Source organism: Paraburkholderia podalyriae, from assembly GCF_014397785.1.
Taxonomy (GTDB): domain Bacteria; phylum Pseudomonadota; class Gammaproteobacteria; order Burkholderiales; family Burkholderiaceae; genus Paraburkholderia; species Paraburkholderia podalyriae.
Genome location: NZ_VZQQ01000006.1, coordinates 176,732 through 193,711 on the forward strand (window position 1 = coordinate 176,732; position 16,980 = coordinate 193,711).

General features: G+C 65.2%; 13 protein-coding genes. 6 read left to right on the plus strand and 7 right to left on the minus strand.

Annotated elements, in window-relative coordinates; all coding sequences use genetic code 11:
• Positions 1 to 350 precede the first annotated feature (350 nt).
• Together gloA and F6X42_RS09275 are read left to right on the plus strand one after the other, a co-directional pair.
• A complete protein-coding gene (gene gloA, locus F6X42_RS09270; RefSeq protein WP_187633920.1) occupies positions 351 to 746 on the plus strand; it encodes a lactoylglutathione lyase in 396 nt (131 codons plus the stop codon).
• Between the two features lie 136 nt (positions 747 to 882).
• Positions 883 to 1,857 carry a DMT family transporter gene (locus tag F6X42_RS09275; protein ID WP_187633921.1) on the plus strand — a complete coding sequence of 325 codons (975 nt, stop codon included), beginning with the start codon at positions 883 to 885 and terminating at the stop codon, positions 1,855 to 1,857.
• A gap of 14 nt (positions 1,858 to 1,871) precedes the next feature.
• Here the strand turns inward: F6X42_RS09275 and rsmA are convergent, their stop codons facing one another.
• The 4 genes from rsmA to F6X42_RS09295 all read right to left on the minus strand — a co-directional run bounded on the left by rsmA (position 1,872) and on the right by F6X42_RS09295 (position 7,655).
• Positions 1,872 to 2,720, minus strand: a complete 849-nt coding sequence (gene rsmA / locus F6X42_RS09280; protein ID WP_187633922.1) for a 16S rRNA (adenine(1518)-N(6)/adenine(1519)-N(6))-dimethyltransferase RsmA — start codon at positions 2,718 to 2,720, stop codon at positions 1,872 to 1,874.
• A 108-nt stretch (positions 2,721 to 2,828) separates the two neighbouring features.
• Complete coding sequence (gene pdxA / locus F6X42_RS09285; RefSeq protein WP_187633923.1) at positions 2,829 to 3,839, minus strand: 4-hydroxythreonine-4-phosphate dehydrogenase PdxA; 1,011 nt, start codon at positions 3,837 to 3,839, stop codon at positions 2,829 to 2,831.
• Between the two features lie 13 nt (positions 3,840 to 3,852).
• Entirely contained in the window at positions 3,853 to 5,217 is a 1,365-nt protein-coding gene (locus F6X42_RS09290) for a peptidylprolyl isomerase (RefSeq protein ID WP_187633924.1), read from the minus strand.
• Between the two features lie 65 nt (positions 5,218 to 5,282).
• Positions 5,283 to 7,655 (minus strand): LPS-assembly protein LptD, encoded by a 2,373-nt coding sequence (locus tag F6X42_RS09295; RefSeq protein ID WP_187633925.1) that lies wholly within the window; start codon positions 7,653 to 7,655, stop codon positions 5,283 to 5,285.
• A gap of 224 nt (positions 7,656 to 7,879) precedes the next feature.
• Between F6X42_RS09295 and F6X42_RS09300 the strand changes: the two genes are divergently transcribed.
• Both F6X42_RS09300 and murU read left to right on the plus strand, forming a co-directional pair.
• The gene (locus F6X42_RS09300; protein ID WP_187633926.1) at positions 7,880 to 8,959 is read left to right on the plus strand and encodes an aminoglycoside phosphotransferase family protein; all 1,080 of its coding nucleotides are present in this window, start codon (positions 7,880 to 7,882) and stop codon (positions 8,957 to 8,959) included.
• Positions 8,960 to 8,962: 3 nt separating this feature from the next.
• On the plus strand, positions 8,963 to 9,676 hold the full coding sequence (gene murU / locus F6X42_RS09305) for an N-acetylmuramate alpha-1-phosphate uridylyltransferase MurU (RefSeq protein ID WP_187633927.1): 714 nt from the start codon (positions 8,963 to 8,965) through the stop codon (positions 9,674 to 9,676).
• A gap of 3 nt (positions 9,677 to 9,679) precedes the next feature.
• On the opposite strand, the gene F6X42_RS09310 is transcribed toward murU, so the two are convergent.
• The gene (locus F6X42_RS09310; protein WP_187633928.1) at positions 9,680 to 11,578 is read right to left on the minus strand and encodes an ABCB family ABC transporter ATP-binding protein/permease; all 1,899 of its coding nucleotides are present in this window, start codon (positions 11,576 to 11,578) and stop codon (positions 9,680 to 9,682) included.
• A 165-nt stretch (positions 11,579 to 11,743) separates the two neighbouring features.
• On the opposite strand from F6X42_RS09310, the gene F6X42_RS09315 reads away from it, so the two are divergent.
• Both F6X42_RS09315 and F6X42_RS09320 read left to right on the plus strand, forming a co-directional pair.
• Positions 11,744 to 12,139 carry an acyl-CoA thioesterase gene (locus F6X42_RS09315; RefSeq protein WP_176109558.1) on the plus strand — a complete coding sequence of 132 codons (396 nt, stop codon included), beginning with the start codon at positions 11,744 to 11,746 and terminating at the stop codon, positions 12,137 to 12,139.
• Between the two features lie 122 nt (positions 12,140 to 12,261).
• The gene (locus F6X42_RS09320; RefSeq protein ID WP_187633929.1) at positions 12,262 to 12,873 is read left to right on the plus strand and encodes a glutathione S-transferase family protein; all 612 of its coding nucleotides are present in this window, start codon (positions 12,262 to 12,264) and stop codon (positions 12,871 to 12,873) included.
• A gap of 83 nt (positions 12,874 to 12,956) precedes the next feature.
• Here F6X42_RS09320 and F6X42_RS09325 read toward each other — a convergent pair whose 3' ends face one another.
• Positions 12,957 to 16,124 carry a sensor domain-containing protein gene (locus tag F6X42_RS09325; protein ID WP_187633930.1) on the minus strand — a complete coding sequence of 1,056 codons (3,168 nt, stop codon included), beginning with the start codon at positions 16,122 to 16,124 and terminating at the stop codon, positions 12,957 to 12,959.
• Positions 16,125 to 16,349: 225 nt separating this feature from the next.
• On the minus strand, positions 16,350 to 16,826 hold the full coding sequence (locus F6X42_RS09330) for a nitrate reductase associated protein (protein WP_187633931.1): 477 nt from the start codon (positions 16,824 to 16,826) through the stop codon (positions 16,350 to 16,352).
• Positions 16,827 to 16,980 lie beyond the last annotated feature (154 nt).

A 16,980-nucleotide genomic window follows, 5' to 3' on the forward strand; every position in this document is an offset into this window, starting at 1 on the left:
CAGGGTCCTAAGCGCAGAGGAGTATTCCGGAGCGGACGAATCGGCTTCAGCGCCTTTCGGCACGCTCGAAACTCGCCGGGTCACGCTGGGTTGTCCGATATATCAGACCACGATCTGACAAATCGGATTGAAGATGAGTTTTGGGCACGAATATCAATCGGGCAACTGGACACAACCCCTATTGCCGCCTCTTTTTTGTCCGAATATGTCGGACCGAAGCAGGGATGCGGAGCGTGGTGCCGGAATCCGCGGGACGGCCGCGCCGCGCCGCTTCGCGCCGAGGTTTGAGGCAATCATTTACAATTGCCGCAAGTCAATGCATTTATCGACCAACCACTAAAGGACTATTCATGCGAATCTTGCATACCATGCTTCGAGTCGGTGATCTGGACGCGTCGATCCGTTTCTACACGGAAGTTCTCGGCATGCGCCTGCTTCGAAAGAGCGACTATCCGGACGGCAAGTTCACCCTCGCATTCGTCGGCTACGAGGACGAATCGGAAGGCGCGGCGATCGAACTCACTCACAACTGGGACACGAGCAAGTACGACCTCGGAACCGGCTACGGCCACATCGCGCTCGAGGTCGACGACGCGTATGCGGCGTGCGATGAAGTGAAGAAACGCGGGGGTGTGGTGACTCGCGAGGCGGGACCCATGAAACACGGCACGACGGTCATCGCGTTCGTCGCCGATCCGGACGGCTACAAGATCGAGCTGATCCAGAAGAAGGGACGCGTCGACTGATGCCCGGTGGCGCGCAGGAGTCGCGCTGCGATCGACTTTGACCGCCGGTGCTTGCTATCGTATGGCCTGCGTCGCGCACCGGACCCGCCGGCTCGCCGCGCCCTCTTCACGTCGCCGCATCGCCACCACATCGTCCATGAGCACCACCACCGTCCTGCCCACGCGCCGCGCCCCGGATAGCTTTGCGATCCTCCTGATGGTCGGCCTCTGTGCCATCTGGGGACTTCAGCAGGTCGCGATCAAGACCACCAATGCGGCGGTGCCGCCGGTCTTTCAGGCGGGGCTGCGCTCGACGATCGCGGCGGTGCTCGTGTGGGCGTGGGCGCGCTCGCGCGGCACACCGCTCTTTCGCGACGACGGCACGCTCGGCGCGGGCCTGCTCGCGGGCATGCTGTTCGCAACCGAATTCATTTGCATCTTTCTCGGCCTGACGCTGACGAGCGCGTCACGCATGGCGGTGTTTCTTTACACGGCACCGTGCTTCACGGCGCTCGGCCTGCACTGGTTTGTCGACGGCGAACGGATGCGCCGCATTCAGTGGCTGGGCATTATCGTCGCGTTTGCCGGGATGGCGCTCGCGTTCGCGGACGGCTTCCTGCATGCCGGTCCACACGCCGGTCCTGGCGCAGGTCCGGGCGCAAGCGCGTCTCACGGCTCGACGCTCGCGGGCGCCGCCGGCGATGCGCTCGGTGTGCTCGCCGGCATCGCATGGGCCGCGACTACCGTCGTGGTGCGCGGTTCGCGGCTCGCGCATACGAGCGCGAGCAAGACCCTGTTCTATCAGCTCATGGTGTCGGCGGTGGTGCTGCTCGCACTGGCGTTCGGACTCGGCCAGGTGCGCGTGGAAAACGTGACGCCGCTCGCGCTCGCGAGTCTCGCGTATCAGGCAGTGATCGTCGCGTTCGTCAGCTATCTGCTGTGGTTCTGGCTACTCACGCGTTATATTGCGTCGCGTCTGTCGGTGTTTTCGTTTCTGACGCCGCTCTTTGGCGTGACCTTCGGCGTACTGCTTCTGCGCGAGTCGTTCAGCGCGCGCTTTCTGATCGCCGCGCTGCTCGTGTTGGCCGGCATCGCGCTGGTCAATGCGCCGGCGAAGCGGCAAGCGGCTTGAGCGCGGCGCCGCGCTTATTCCGGCGCAGCCGCAGCCGCCGAGTGCGCCGCCACCGCCTGCGCCACGCTCACGTATTCGGCGACCGGCACGTCCTCCGCGCGGCGTTGCAGATCGAAGCCGAGCGCATCGAAATCGACGGTATCGCGCAGTGCGGCAAGCGCGTTGCGCAGCATCTTGCGACGCTGCGAGAACGCCGCCGTCACCACCTCGCCGAGCACGTTTTCATCGACCACCGCCAGTTCGTGCCGCTCGTACGGGATCATCCGCACGATCGCCGAATCGACCTTCGGGGGCGGCTGGAATGACTCGGGCGGCACATCGAGCTGCTTGTCGATCACGTAGCGGTATTGCAGCATCACCGACAGGCGGCCGAACGCCTTCGTGCCCGGCTCCGCGACCATCCGCTCGACCACCTCGTTCTGCAGCATGAAGTGCTGATCGATCACGCGCTCCGCGAACGTCGCCAGATGAAACAGCAGCGGGCTCGAAATGTTGTACGGCAGATTGCCGACGATGCGCAGCGACGCCTTGTCGCCGGGTGCCGCGAGCGAGCCGAAGTCGAACTCGAGCGCGTCGCCCGCGTGCAGTTCGAGCAGGTCGCCGAACTTCGTCTTCAGACGGCCGATCAGATCGCGGTCGAGTTCAACCGCGTGCAGCGGCGACTCGGGGGTTGCGAGCCGCTCGATCAGCGGCTCGGTCAGCGCGCCGAGGCCCGGACCGATTTCGACCATGCGCTCGCCGCGCTGCGGCCGGATCACGTTGACGATCGAATCGATCACGCCCATGTCGACCAGAAAGTTCTGACCGAAACGCTTGCGTGCGAGATGGCCCTGGTGCCGGCCTTGCTGTCTGCTGGTGGACATCGAAGAAACGCTAGAAAGAAAACTGCTTGAGAATGAAAGACGTACCGGAGGGAACCCATCGCCGCGCGGCGCGTCACGCGCGCCGCACCCGCTCACATCACCCTCGCGTCAGCCCGCGCGACGATGCTGCGCCATCGACACCGCCGTGTCGATCGCGGCCATCAGGCTGCCCGCGTCGGCGCGGCCGGTGCCGGCCAGATCGAGCGCGGTGCCGTGATCGACCGACGTGCGGATGATCGGCAGGCCGAGCGTCACGTTGATCCCTTCGCCGAACGTCGCGAATTTCAGCACCGGCAGGCCCTGGTCGTGGAACATCGCGAGCACGCAGTCGGCTTCGTCGAGATAGCGCGGCTGGAACAGCGTGTCAGCCGGATACGGACCGCGCGCGTCGATGCCCTCGCCGTTCGCCTGCTGCAACGCCGGCGTGATCACGTCGATTTCCTCGCGGCCCAGATAGCCGTTTTCGCCCGCGTGCGGATTGAGCCCCGTCACGAGGATGCGCGGCGCGGGCAAGCCGAAGTGGTGACGCAGGTCGTGATCGATGATGCGCAGCGTTGCAACGAGGCTTTCGATCGTCAGGGCGGCCGACACGTCCTTCAACGGCAGATGCGTGGTCGCGAGCGCGACGCGCAGCGGCCGCTTGCCGATGCCCGCGAGCATCATCACGACGCGCGGCGTATGGGTGCGCTCGGCCAGATATTCGGTGTGTCCGGTGAACGGCACTCCGGCGTCGTTGATCGTGCTTTTTTGCAGCGGCGCGGTGACGATCGCGTCGAACGTGCCGGCCACCGCGCCGTCGATCGCCGCATCGAGAAGATCGAGCACATAGCGGCCGTTCGCGGCGTCGAGCTTGCCCGCCCGCGCTGGTGTGCCGAGCGCGTGATGCTCGAGCCGCACGCGCGGACCCTGAGCGAGCAACGCGGCCCAATCGACGCCGACCGCGCCCGCCCGCTCAGCGAGTAGCCGCGCATCGCCGAGCACGGTGAACTGCGCGTGAGGCCAATGCGCCGCCGCGCCCGCCAGCGCCTGCGCGGTCAGCTCGGGACCGACGCCGGCGGGCTCGCCGGTCGTGATCGCGATCTGCAGCGGGCGGAGGGTGGACTGGGTAGCGCTCGTCATGGCCTTCGCTCCGTTACTGCACGCTCGCCGTGGTCGGCTTCACTTCGACGTATGCGGTGTCGCGCAGCTCGCGCAGCCAGTCGGCGTAAGCCTGTTCCGCCTTGCGCTGGCCAATGGCCTGACGCGCGAGATCCATCTGCTGCGCAACCGAGCCTTCCGCATCGCGGCGGCCGAGCACCTGGATCAGGTGGTAGCCGTATTCGCTGCGCACCGGCTCGCTGATCTGGTTGTCCTGCAGCGAGTTCATCGCGCGCTCGAACTCGGGCACCGTCTCGCCCGGGCTGATCCAGCCGAGGTCACCGCCTTGCGACGCCGAGCCGTCCTGCGAGTAAGTGCGCGCGAACTTCGTGAAGTCGCCGCCCGCGGCAATCTGGTTGCGGATGTCGAGCAGCTTCTGGCGTGCCTGCGGTTCGGATAGACCGTCGCCGACGCGCAGCAGAATGTGGCGCACATGCGTCTGCACGAGCTTCGGCGCGTCCGAGCTGTTGCCCTGGCCGGCGCGGCGCTCGACGAGGCGCACGATTTCGAAGCCGTCGTTGGTGCGGACCAGATCCGGATTGACCTCACCCGGACGCAATGCCGACGCGGCCTTCACGAACTCGGGCGGCAGCTTCGACGGCGCGAGGAAGCCGAGATCGCCGCCGTTTTTCGACGCGTCCGGCGCCTGCGAATTGGCTTTCGCCAGCTTTTCGAAATCCGCGCCGCCCTTCGCTTCCGCGAGCAGCCCTTCGGCCTTCTTCTGCGCCGCCTCGATGTCGGTCTCCGACGCGTTCAGCGGCGCCTTCACGAAAATGTGCTGCACGTGCAGGTCGTTCGTCTGGCCGACGCCCGGGCCGCGCTGGCTGGCGATGTAGTTCGCGACCTCGGCGTCCGTCACCGTGATCTTGCTATCCACTTCCTTCTCGCGCAGACGCGACAGCGTCAGCTCCGTGCGGGCGTCGTTCGAGAAGGTGGTCCAGGGCACGCCTTGCGCCTCGATGCGCGCGCGATACATTTGGACCGACATGTTGTTCGCCTGCGCGAGACGCTCGAGCGTGCGCTGCACGGCTGCGTCGTCGATGGTGATGCCGTCTTCCTTGGCCTTTTGCAGCTGGATGCGCTCGAGCACCATCTGCGTGAGCACCTGCTGGCGCAGTTGGTCCGCCGGCGGCACCGGGGCGTTCTGCTGGTTCAGCCGGTGCGCGATCAGGCCGGCCCGTTCGTCGAGTTCGCGCTGCGTGATGACACCGTTGTTGACCACCGCGGCGATGGTATCGACCGTCTGGCCGCTATTGCCGCCCAATGCCTGCGCCTGTACCGACGCAACTGGAACGAAGGACGCCGCGGCGGCGAGACCCGCCGCGAGTATTGCCAAGCGAAGCTGTTTCATGATTGCCACAGATACTCCAATGATGTCGGGCGCTTCGCCCGTCTTTTCGCAAGCCGTGAATGACCGGGCGACCGTCATTCGTAGTTGGTGAACCGCGACTCCGGCGGCGGCGGCGGCGGCAGCGGTGTATAGCCGGCCACGCTGCTGCGGAACGCGGTCATCAGCCCGTTATCGACGCTCGACAAGCCCTTGAACGTCAACTGCGCCAGAAACCGCGTGCTCGACTGATTCTGTCCCGACGTGTTCAGGCCGTTCGCATAGCGCTGGATGCCGGCGCCGAGCGTCCAGCAGTCCGCGTCGTATTGGAGGCCGATCAGGCCGTCGACGACACGGTGGCCACCCAGGTCGTAATTGAACCGGCCGACCCCGTACATCCGGTGCGACAGCGGCCATTGGCCCGAAATCAGCACCTGATTGATCGGCTGGTTGTCGAGCGTGGTGTTGGCGCGCGTATAGCGGTATGCGACGTTGATGACCTTGCCGCTCTCCGGACTGAACCCGAAACCGACACTCGTTTTCGTGAGCTGGTTATTGTCCGCATTATATTGGAACGCCGTTTCCGAAGCGAAACCGGCGCCCAGCTTGATCGACGCACCCGCGATCAGGTCCGAGTGCGTGGCCTGGGTACTGGTCTGGGTCGGCGTCAGCGTGACGCGCTGATCCTGGAAGTAATACTGCTGCGCGATCACGAAGCGCGCGCGTTCGTCGCCGGTGGACGGGTTGATGAAGCGCGTCGTGAGACCGACGGTCACGCGGTTCGCGTCGGCGATCCGGTCGTTACCGACGAACGTATTCGGCGTGAAGATTTCCGCGAGACCGAAGTCGGATTCGGCGGTATCGAACAGCGGCGCGTTGTTCTGGTTGCGGTACGGCGTGTACACGTAGTACAGGCGCGGCTCCAGCGTCTGGATATAGTCCGCGCCGAAAATGCGCACCGAGCGCTCGAAGATCAGTCCCGTGTCGAACGTGAAGGTCGGGATCGACTCGGTGAAATTCTTCTGCGCCCCCGGCACGTTCGCCAGATCGGTGCCGATGTTGTTCAGGTTGTACGACGCGAAGTGCCACTGCACCTTCGGAGTGACGAAGTAGCCCGGCCCCACCACCGAATATGACAGGTACGGGTTGAACAGCACCCGCTGGCCTTCGCTCAGATCCGCGGTGGTGATGCGGAAGTTCGTGTAGTCGGCCTCGGCGCCGAAATCGAAGCCGCCGATGTTGTACTTCGCGTACTTCACGTTCAACTGCGGCTCGCGGCCGTACGGCGCGACCGACGGCTGCAGCGTCTGCCAGTGCTGCTCACGCGCGAGCACGGACCACGGTCCGTTGTTGTAGGTCAACCCGGCTTCCTGCTGATACAGGAGCTGGGTGCCGTTCATGAACTGGTTGACCGACGACGACAGGTCTTCCGGATAGGTGTTGTCCGAAACCTTGTTGTAATAGATGTAGCCGCCGAAGCCGTTACCGAAATTCTGGTTGTGCTGGATGTACAGCGCGTAGCGGTTGGTCTTCGTCAGGTGATCGTCGGGCAGAAATTCACCGGTGATCGACCCGGAATACGTCGGCGACAGATAGCGGAACGTGCTCTGCAACTGCACACCGCGCTTCGAGATCAGACGCGGCGTGACCGTCAGATCGCGATTCGGCGCGATGTTGAAGTAATACGGCACCGACAGCTCGAAGCCGTTCGTCGAGCTCAGCGAGAACGTGGGCGGCAACAGGCCGCTGCGCCGATCGCCCGACAGCGGGAACGACAGCCACGGCGACGCGAACACCGGCACGCCCTGGAAGAACAGCACGCTGTTATAGGCGACGCCTTCGTCCGCGCCGGTGTCGAAATCGAACTCGCTGCCCTTGATGTACCAGGCCGGATTGTCCGTGCACGCGCACGCCGTGTAGGTGCCCTTCGTGAACACCGAGCGCTCGGCGTCGAGCAGGTCGACGCGCTGCGCGCTGCCCGAGCCGCCCGTCAGCGTGAAGCGATACTTCGGCGCGGTCATGAAGCCTTCGGTCGAATCGACGCGCAGATGCGCTTCGGGTCCGATGAAGGTATTGCCGGTATTGATCACGTGGACATTGCCGTACGCATCGGCCATGTCCGTGTCCTGGTCGTAGTGCAGCGCGTCGGCCTTGATCACGGCCGTGTTGTGGCGCACTTCGGCCGAGCCCTTGGCGGCCAGATCCTGGTCGATCGTGCCGCTCGCGTGGTCGCCGAGCACGAAGGTGGCCGGCCGCTGGCCCGTTTGCAACGGATGCTCTTCGAGCTGCGGGGCAAGCTGCATGCCCCACGGCGGGTAGACCGCTTGCGGTTGCGCAGCTTCCCCCGTCAACTGGGCGTGCGCAAGCGCGGGCATCAGACCCGGAACGGCGATCAACGCCGCGACGAGCCGCCTTTTGCGCGGCACTACTGCACAGGAAGGAGTGGTATCGGAAAGCTGTCTAGGCGGCATGTATCGTTTGGCGAGTCGACCCGTGCGCAAGCTTCCGCCGTCACGATCCACCGCCTGCACACCGCGACCCGAAGAGTCGGCTGCATGTCTGGATTCCCAATTTGCCGAGTGATAAGGCGGGCGGTGAAACGGAGCACGCGAAAGCTGGCGTGTGAGTCGCGTCAAAAAAGTCGTGGGGTATTATATGGCAAGACGTTGTCCCCAAGAATTTGCCGCCGCTTTTCATGACGCTGCCTTCCACCCAAGACTTCACCGACACCCGTCTCTCCCTGCTCAAGGCCTGGTTGCAAGGCCACGCGGCGCGCCATGCGCTCGAGCCCGACACCCTCGTTCCGGCCTCGTCCGACGCCAGTTTCCGCCGTTATTTCCGGCTCGCCGGTAAGGCGGCGCAAGGCAATGGCGCGGCCACGCTGATCGCCGTCGACGCGCCGCCGCCCGAAAAATGCCGCGAATTCGCGCAGATCGCGCAATTGCTCGAGGCCGCCGGCGTACACGTGCCGCGCGTGCTCGAGGTCGACTTCGACGCGGGCTTCATGCTCGTCACCGATCTCGGCACCGCGTCGTACCTCGGCGCGCTAACCGACGCGCAGGCCGCGTGCGACACGCGCGCGGCTCGCACGCTGATGCGCGACGCGCTCGACGCGCTGATCCGCTGGCAGCTCACGTCGCGCGAAGACGTGCTGCCGCCGTTCGACGAAGCGTTCCTGCACCGCGAGATGGAGCTGATGCCCGAGTGGTTCATCGGCCGGCACCTCGGCCGCGAGGTCGACGCCGCCACGCGCGCGCAGCTCGATCGCACGTTCGCGCTGCTGATCGCGAGCGCGCGCGCGCAGCCGCAAAGCTTCATGCTGCGCGATTTCATGCCGCGCAATCTGATGATCGCCTCGGCGCCCAACCCGGCGAACCCCGGCGTGCTCGACTTCCAGGACGCGGTGTACGGACCGATTACGTACGACGTCGTATCGCTGCTGCGCGACGCGTTCCTCAGCTGGGACGAGGCGTTCGAGCTCGACTGCTTCGCGTACTACTGGGAGCGCGCGAAAAAAGCCGGCCTGCCGGTCGATGCCGATTTCGGCGAGTTCTACCGCCAGCTCGAATGGATGGGACTGCAGCGGCACATCAAGGTGCTCGGCCTGTTCTGCCGCATCAACTACCGTGACGGCAAGGCGCACTACATGAACGACCTGCCGCGCTTCATCGGCTATGCACGCAAGGTGGCGGAGCGTTACGCGCCGCTGCGCGGGTTCGCGAAACTGCTCGACGACCTCGCAGGCCGCGCGCAGGAAATCGGCTACACCTTCTGACCGATGACGATGTCCGTAAAGAAAGCGATGATTTTCGCCGCGGGCCGCGGCGAGCGCATGCGTCCGTTGACGGACGCGTGCCCGAAGCCCTTGCTCGAAGTGGGCGGCAAGCCGCTGATCGTGTGGCAGATCGAACGGCTCGCGCGCGCCGGCATCCGCAGCATCGTGATTAATCATGCGTGGCTCGGCGCGCAGCTCGAAGCCGCGCTCGGCGACGGTTCGCGCTGGCACGTCGAGTTGCGCTACTCGCCCGAGCACGAGGCGCTGGAGACCGCGGGCGGCATCGCGCAGGCGCTGCCGCTACTAGCAGACGACGGCGCGGACCACGTGTTCGTCGCGGTGGCCGGCGACGTGTACAGCGAGTACGACTACGCCGCGCTGCACGCACGCGCCGGCCAGCTGAAGGCGCTGCCCGAACCCGGCATGCATCTGGTGATGGTGCCGAATCCGGCGTTTCACCCGAACGGCGACTTTGGTCTCGTCGACGGCATGCTGTCGCTCGAGGCGCAGCCGCGCGTCACGTTCGGCAGTTTCGGGCTGTACGACACGCGCATGTTCCGGCATCTGCCGCGCGGCACGCGGCGCGCGCTGAGCCCGTATTACCGCGGGACCATCGCGCGTGGGCTCGCGAGCGGCGAGCTGTATGAAGGCGTGTGGGAGAACGTCGGCACGCAGGCGCAGCTGGAAGTGCTCGATCGGCTGTTGCGCTCGCGCTGAGCTTCACTTCGCCGGGCTCTCGCTCGCGCCGACGGCTTCCGCCCCTTCCACCACCTCCGGTGTCTGCGCGGCGCGCTGCTGCAACGCCCACATCTGCGCGAACAGACCGTTCGCGCGCAACAGCTCGGCGTGCGTGCCGCGCTCGACGATGCGCCCTTTGTCCATCACGATGATCTGCTGCGCATGCACGACCGTCGACAGCCGGTGCGCGATGATCAGCGTCGTGCGCTCGCGCGCAATCAGGTCGAGCTCATGCTGGATCGCGCGCTCGGAGCGCGAATCGAGCGCGGACGTCGCTTCGTCGAACAGCAGGATCGGCGGATTCTTGAGTATTGTCCGCGCGATCGCGACGCGCTGTTTCTCGCCGCCGGAGAGCTTGAGTCCGCGTTCCCCAACCGGCGTGTCGTAGCCCTTCGGCAGACTCTCGATGAACTCGTGGATATGCGCGGCGCGCGCCGCCGCGATCACTTCGTCGCGCGTCGCCGACGGCCGCCCGTACGCGATGTTGTAGTAGATCGAATCGTTGAACAGCACCGTGTCCTGCGGCACGATGCCGATCGACGCGCGCAGCGAATCCTGCGTGACGTCGCGAATATCCTGCCCGTCGATCCGGATCGCGCCGCCCGTCGCGCGGTCGAGATCGTAGAAGCGGAACAGCAGCCGCGCGAGCGTCGACTTGCCCGAGCCGCTATGGCCGACCACCGCCGTCGTCGTGCCGGCCGCGATCGTGAAGCTCACGCCGTGCAGAATCTGCCGCGCAGGCTCGTACGCGAAACTCACATCGTCGAAGCGCAGCTGCGCGCCGCTGACCTGCAAGGCCACCGCGTCGGGCGCGTCGGGCACTTCCTGCGGCGCGCCGAGCAGCGAGAACATGCGGTCCATGTCGGTCAGGCTCTGCTTCAGCTCGCGATAAACCACGCCGAGAAAATTCAACGGAATATACAGCTGCAGCATGAAGGTGTTGATCAGCACCAGGTCGCCGAGCGTCAGACGCCCGGCCATCACGCCCTGCGTCGCGCGCCAAAGGATGAACACGAGCCCCGTGCCGATGATCGCCTGTTGCCCGAAGTTCAGCGCCGACAGCGAGCGCTGCGACTTGATCGCCGCCGCGCGATAGCGCTTCAGGTTTTCGTCGTAGCGGCTCGCTTCCCACTCCTCGTTGCCGAAGTACTTGACGGTCTCGTAGTTGAGCAGCGAGTCGATCGCGCGCGAATTCGCCTTCGAATCGAGCTCGTTCATCGTGCGGCGAAAGTGCGTGCGCCACTCGGTGACCTTCACCGTGAACGCGATGTACACCGCGAGCGCGACGAACGTGACGATCGCGTAATAGGCCTCGTATTTGACGACGAAAAAGCCGAGCACGAGACCGACTTCGACGAGCGTCGGCAGGATGCTGTACAGCGAATAGGAAATCAGCTGCGTGATGCCGCGCGTGCCGCGTTCGATATCGCGCGACATGCCGCCCGTCTGCCGCTCCAGATGAAAGCGCAGCGACAGCCCGTGCAGATGGCGGAACACCTTCAGCGCGAGTTGGCGCACCGCGCTTTCGGTCACTTTCGAAAACAGCATTTCGCGCAACTCGGTGAAGAGCGACGTCGATAGCCGCACCACCGCATACGCGACCACCAGCAACCCGACGCCGCCGAGCAGTACGATGCCGGGCGCGTCCTGCGCGCGGCCGAGCGCGGTCAGATGCCGGACCGACGCGAGACTGTCGACGATACGCTTCATCACGATCGGCACGCCGAGGTTCGCGACCTTTGCGCCGATCAGGCAGCTGAGCGCGAAGCCGACCCGCCATTTGTAGGTCGCGAGATACGGCAGCAGCGACAGGATCGTCTGCCAGTCGTTGCGGGGTTGGGTGGAAATCGGCGAGGGTTCGGACGAAGGCGTGCGGCGCATAAATCGTGAGGAGAGTGTGGAACTGCCAGAGTTCGCAGCGGCGCGCGGCTCGCGCGCTTCGCTGGGCGCTTTCCCGTACAATTCCTGATCTTCGTATTGTCGCAGAAGCCGGCTGGTGCCGCTTTTCATGGCCCACGGTCGAATACGTTTCCCAAGGATGTCCCGATGACCGATCTTCTTCAACTTCCGTCCAAGCCGTGCGCGCTGCGCGTGATGCCGCAGCCATCGGACGCGAACATTCATGGCGACGTGTTCGGCGGCTGGATCATGGCACAGGTCGACATCGCCGGCTCGATTCCGGCAAGCCGTCGCGCGAATGGGCGGGTCGCGACGATCGCGGTCAATTCTTTCCTGTTCAAGCAGCCGGTGTTCGTCGGCGATCTGCTCAGCTTTTACGCGGACATCGTGAAGACCGGCAATACGTCGGTGACGGTGTCGGTCGAGGTCTACGCGCAGCGAATGAGGCTCTCGCAGGAAGTCGTCAAGGTCACGGAAGCGATCCTCACCTACGTCGCCACCGACAGCGACCGCCGTCCGCGCGCGCTGCCCGTGCTGGACTGAGTCTGCGAGGATGCTTAAGCTAGCGGTTCCACGCGTCACGCGCCGCGCCACCCGCTAGCCGTTTCAGCCGATCAGCGCACGAGGCCCGGGCGCCCCATAGTCGCTCTTCTAATGGAAACGAGATGAAACTGATCGGAATGCTCGACTCGCCCTACGTGCGGCGCGTCGCCATCTGCATGAAGCTGCTCGCGCTCGACTTCGAACACCAGTCGATTTCGGTATTCCGCACCTACGACCAATTCGCGAAGATCAACCCGGTCGTCAAGGCGCCGACGCTCGTCGCCGAAAACGGCGCAATCCTGATGGACTCGACGGTGATCCTGCAGTATCTGGCGACGCTCGCCGGTCCCACCCAGCTGTTCCCGACGCAAGCCGACGCGGCGTTGCGCGCCGCGCGTCTGACGGGTCTCGCGCTCGCCGCGTGCGAAAAGAGCGTGCAGATCGTCTATGAGCGCAATCTGCGGCCTCAGGAGAAGCAGCATGAACCGTGGGTCGAGCGCGTGCGCGCGCAACTGCTCGCCGCCTATGCCGGACTCGAACACGAGTTGGGAGAAGGGCCACTGCCCGATGCACAGCAGCAGTTCAGCGCGGCGGACGTGGCCGTCGCCGTCGCATGGCAGTTCACGCACATGATGCTGCCGGAGACGGTCAGCAAGGACGATCATCCGCGGCTCGAGAAGTTTTCCGCGTTCGCGGAAAGCCTGCCAGTGTTCAAGGACACACCGGCGGAGTGACCGGCGGCTAATGCAACACGCGGCACCACGCGGCACCACGCGGCGCCCGGCGGCGACACCGGGCACCGCACGTCACGCTCGCCTCACGCCGGCTCCAGCTCCCGCACCAACCCGCCGTGCAGCAGCTCGGAAATCGCTTCCGTCGATAGCGGCCTGGCGAAATAGAAGCCCTGCATTTCGTCGCACGCGCGTTCCTTCAGGAACTCGAGTTGCGCGGACGTTTCCACGCCCTCGGCGATCACCTGCAGCTTCAGCGAATGCGCGAGCGCGATGATCGCCGACGTGATCGTCTCGTCGTCGCCCGACACACCGATATCCGATACGAACGAGCGGTCGATCTTCAACCGGTCCACCGGGAAGCGCTTCAGATAGCTGAGGCTCGAATAGCCGGTGCCGAAGTCGTCGATCGCGAGACCGATGCCGAGCGCGTGCAGCTCGTTGAGCATCGACACCGCTTCTTCCGCGTTGCGCATGATCGTGCTTTCGGTCAGCTCGAGTTCGAGATACTTCGGTTCGAGCCCTGTCTCGTCGAGCACCTGCATGACGAGCTTCGCGATATCGCGCTGCTGGAACACGCGCGCGGACAGATTCACCGACACGCGTGCCGGCGGCAAGCCCTGATCCTGCCACGCCTTGTTCTGGCGGCATGCCTCGCGCAGCACCCACTCCGACAGCGGCCCGATCAGCCCGCTTTCCTCGGCCAGCGGAATGAACGACGACGGTGGCACGAGCCCGACCTCGGGATCGTGCCAGCGCACCAGCGCCTCGATACCGACGATCTGTCCGCTGCCGATATCGACCTGCGGCTGATAGTGCAACAAGAACTCCTTGTCGCGCAGCGCGCGGCGCAGGCGTCGTTCGAGATTCAGGCGCGCGCCCGCGCTCGCGTTCATCTCCGGCTGATAGAACTGGAAAGTGTTGCGTCCCATGTCCTTCGCGCGGTACATCGCGACGTCGGCCTTCTTCATCAGCGTTTCGGCATCCTCGCCGTCCTGTGGGAACAGGCTCGCGCCCATGCTGCAGCCGACGTACAGCTCGGTGCCGTCGAGCCACACCGGCTCGGCGATCGACGCACGCGCGCGCTCCATCCACGTGATCAGCGATTGCTCGTCGACGGTGTCGGTCATCACGATCACGAACTCGTCGCCGCCGTGGCGCGCAACCGTGTCGCTGGTGCGCGAGCAGCGCGCGAGCCGTTCGGCGACCACGCCGAGCAGCCGGTCGCCGACGCTATGGCCGAGGCTGTCGTTGACGTTCTTGAAGCCGTCGAGATCGAGGAACACGACCGCGACGCCCGTATGGTGCCGCTGCGCGACGACGAGCGCATGTTCGAGTCTGTCGCGCAGCAGGTTGCGATTCGGCAGCCGCGTGAGGCCGTCGTAGTTGGCCTGGTATTCGAGCTGTTCCTGATAGCGGATCAGCTCGGTCACGTCGTTGATCACGCCGATATGATGCGTGATCACGCCTTCCGCGTTCGGCACCGGCGCGATGAACAGCTGATTCCAGAACAGCGCGCCGTCCTTGCGATAGTTGCGCACCACCGCGCTGACCTCGCGATTCGCCGCGAGCGCCTCGCGGATCAACGCGACGCCTTCCTGGTCACGGTCGTCGCGTTGCAGCACGCGGCAGTCGTGGCCGATCACCTCGGCGGGATCGTAGCCGGTGATGCGCATGAACGCCGGATTTACGTATTCGATCAGATTGCCCGACGGCGACGGCGCGGTGATCAGGATCGCGTTGACGCTCGCGTCGAGTGCACGGCTTTGCAGACGCAGCGCGAGATCGGCGCGCTTGCGCTCGGTGATGTCGGTGTACGAGCCCAGCACGCCGATCACCTGGCCGTCGCCGTCGGTGAACGGCAGCTTGCTCGTGACCGTCGTGCGATGCACGCCGTCGATCACGAAGTCGACCTCGAAGTTCATCTTCGGCACGCCGGTGCTCACGACTTCGCGATCGTGCCCGGTCAACAGATCGGCGAACGCGCGCCACGCCAGATCGGCGTCGGTCTTGCCGACCACCTGCTCGGGATACGCGAGCCCCGCATCGCGCGCGAACGCCATGTTGCAACCGAGATAGCGCGAGTTCAGGTCCTTCCAGAAGATGCGCTGCGGAATGTTGTCGATCACCGCTTCGAGCATCTGATTCGAGCGCTGCGCTTCTGCTTCGGCGTTGATCTGGTCGGTCACGTCGTCCGCCAGCACGAAGGAGGCGTCGCGGCCCATGAAGTTCAGCGCGTGATACGACACGTTCACGCTGAAGATCGAGCCGTCCTTGCGCCGATGCCGCCAGACGCCCGCCATCGTGTGGCTCTGACGGAGGTCGGCGCTGCGGTGCAGATGCGTCTCCAGGCGGCCGATTCCGGAGTTCGGGCGGATCGCCCGGATCGTCATGCCGAGAAACTCGCTTTCCGTGTAGCCGTATTGCTGGATCGCGGCCTTGTTGACGGCGAGAAAGCGCAGCGTGTCGCGATCGATGATGTACATCGGCACCGTGTGATCGTCGAACAGGCTGCGAAAACGCTCGTCGTTGCGCACCAGCGCGCGGGCGCTGCGCAGCTTCTCGCGAGCGCTGTTCTCGCGCGCGCCGACGGTCAGGAACAGTAGCGCGCTGCCGGTGAGCATCGTCACGAGCAGCACGAACATCGCGCGCTCGCTGTCGCTCGCCGATGCCGCGAGCGAGGTCTGCAACGAGCGGTTTTCCTCGCTGCGCAACGTGGCGAGCGCGACTTCGACACGCTCGAGCGCGAGGCCGAGATGCGAATCTGGCGGCGCGGTGTCGACGGAGCGGTCGACGGATGCGTCGAATGGCGCGTCGAAAGGGGCCGCGTCCGACGCCGCGCCGGCGGCGCCGCGCACACCGCTCGCGTCGCTGCGCAGCGCGTGCTCGATATCGTCCTGCAACCCGTGCCGCGCCGCGCTCAGGCTGGCGAGCGCCGCCGACATGTACGGCTCGCTCGCGAGTTCGTCGCGCAGTGCGCGCTCGCGGCTCGCGAGTGTTTCCGTCATCGAAGCGGCCGCGTCGGGCGGCACCGGCTTGCCCGATGCCTTCAGGCGGTGCAGCGCGGCTAGCGCATTAGCGAGCGCGGCGTGATACGCATCGAGGTTCTGGTGCACGCTGGTCGAGCGCTGCAGGCGCGCATCGGCGTCGCGCTGCCCGCGAATCTGCGTGTACGCGACGAACGCGTTCGCACCGACCGCGACGACCACGACTGCGATATTGATCAGCAGCCGCTTCGAAAAATAAGGAATCATGGGTTCCGAACGTTCAATCGTTCCGAGGGCGGGAGCGCGCGCTCGCGGTCGGTGCGTCGGGCCGCATCGATGCAATTCTTTTACGCGCCAACCTTTGGATATCGGCAGCGATCGGAAGCGGGTTGAGGGTCGGCGTGAAAAAAACTGAGGATTGGGGAAAGGCTGCACGTAGTTCCGGGGCGCCTGGCCGGCCGCACCTGGCCGGCCGCGCCTAGCCGGCCGCACCTAGCCGGCCGCTCCAAATTCCTTCATCGCCGGCACGAAATCGTGGTTCGCCTCGGGCTTGCGCGACAGCTTCGCGAGCACATAGCGCTTGAATGGATCGAGCTCGGCCCAGCGCACGACGCTCGGCGCGGCGAGGCCGGCCAGCCCCGCCTGATGCGCGACACCGTCGGGCACGCTGTCGGTTTGACGCCAGGCCGGCGACTCCTCCGGCGTGAACCACTCGGGTTCGACGTTCGCGTGCGTGCGCAGCATTTCGAACAGCGCGTGATCGAAATTCGGCTCGATCTGCGTATCGTCTTCGACCGGGAAACGCGCGAGCAGCTTGCGGTCTTCGAGCGGCAGCTGCTGCCATTGCGCGAGCGTGATGCGCAGCCCGAAACGGTCGAGATTGAAGCGCACCGACATCGGGATATAAGTGAAATTCTCCGAAGACGCGACTTCGAAGTCGAACAGAAGCGGTGCTTCGTTGAGTCCCATGTCAGTGCTCCTTGTCGATGGCGGACAGCGTGCGGGCGTCGCTTGAGGTATTTTAGAACCTTATTCGCGCGACGGCGGCCCGCGCGACGGCCGCCGCAGAGCATACGGCGAGCCCGGCGGGCACTTGAACGCGCGGCATGGTACAGGAGTGAAG

Bases quoted from the DNA above. Each gene is read 5' to 3' on its own strand.
- gloA (WP_187633920.1), top strand. From the start codon at position 351: ATGCGAATCTTGCATACCATGCTTCGAGTCGGTGATCTGGACGCGTCG.
- F6X42_RS09275 (WP_187633921.1), top strand. From the start codon at position 883: ATGAGCACCACCACCGTCCTGCCCACGCGCCGCGCCCCGGATAGCTTT.
- rsmA (WP_187633922.1), bottom strand. From the start codon at position 2,720: ATGTCCACCAGCAGACAGCAAGGCCGGCACCAGGGCCATCTCGCACGC.
- pdxA (WP_187633923.1), bottom strand. From the start codon at position 3,839: ATGACGAGCGCTACCCAGTCCACCCTCCGCCCGCTGCAGATCGCGATC.
- F6X42_RS09295 (WP_187633925.1), bottom strand. From the start codon at position 7,655: ATGCCGCCTAGACAGCTTTCCGATACCACTCCTTCCTGTGCAGTAGTG.
- F6X42_RS09300 (WP_187633926.1), top strand. From the start codon at position 7,880: ATGACGCTGCCTTCCACCCAAGACTTCACCGACACCCGTCTCTCCCTG.
- murU (WP_187633927.1), top strand. From the start codon at position 8,963: ATGACGATGTCCGTAAAGAAAGCGATGATTTTCGCCGCGGGCCGCGGC.
- F6X42_RS09310 (WP_187633928.1), bottom strand. From the start codon at position 11,578: ATGCGCCGCACGCCTTCGTCCGAACCCTCGCCGATTTCCACCCAACCC.
- F6X42_RS09315 (WP_176109558.1), top strand. From the start codon at position 11,744: ATGACCGATCTTCTTCAACTTCCGTCCAAGCCGTGCGCGCTGCGCGTG.
- F6X42_RS09320 (WP_187633929.1), top strand. From the start codon at position 12,262: ATGAAACTGATCGGAATGCTCGACTCGCCCTACGTGCGGCGCGTCGCC.
- F6X42_RS09325 (WP_187633930.1), bottom strand. From the start codon at position 16,124: ATGATTCCTTATTTTTCGAAGCGGCTGCTGATCAATATCGCAGTCGTG.
- F6X42_RS09330 (WP_187633931.1), bottom strand. From the start codon at position 16,826: ATGGGACTCAACGAAGCACCGCTTCTGTTCGACTTCGAAGTCGCGTCT.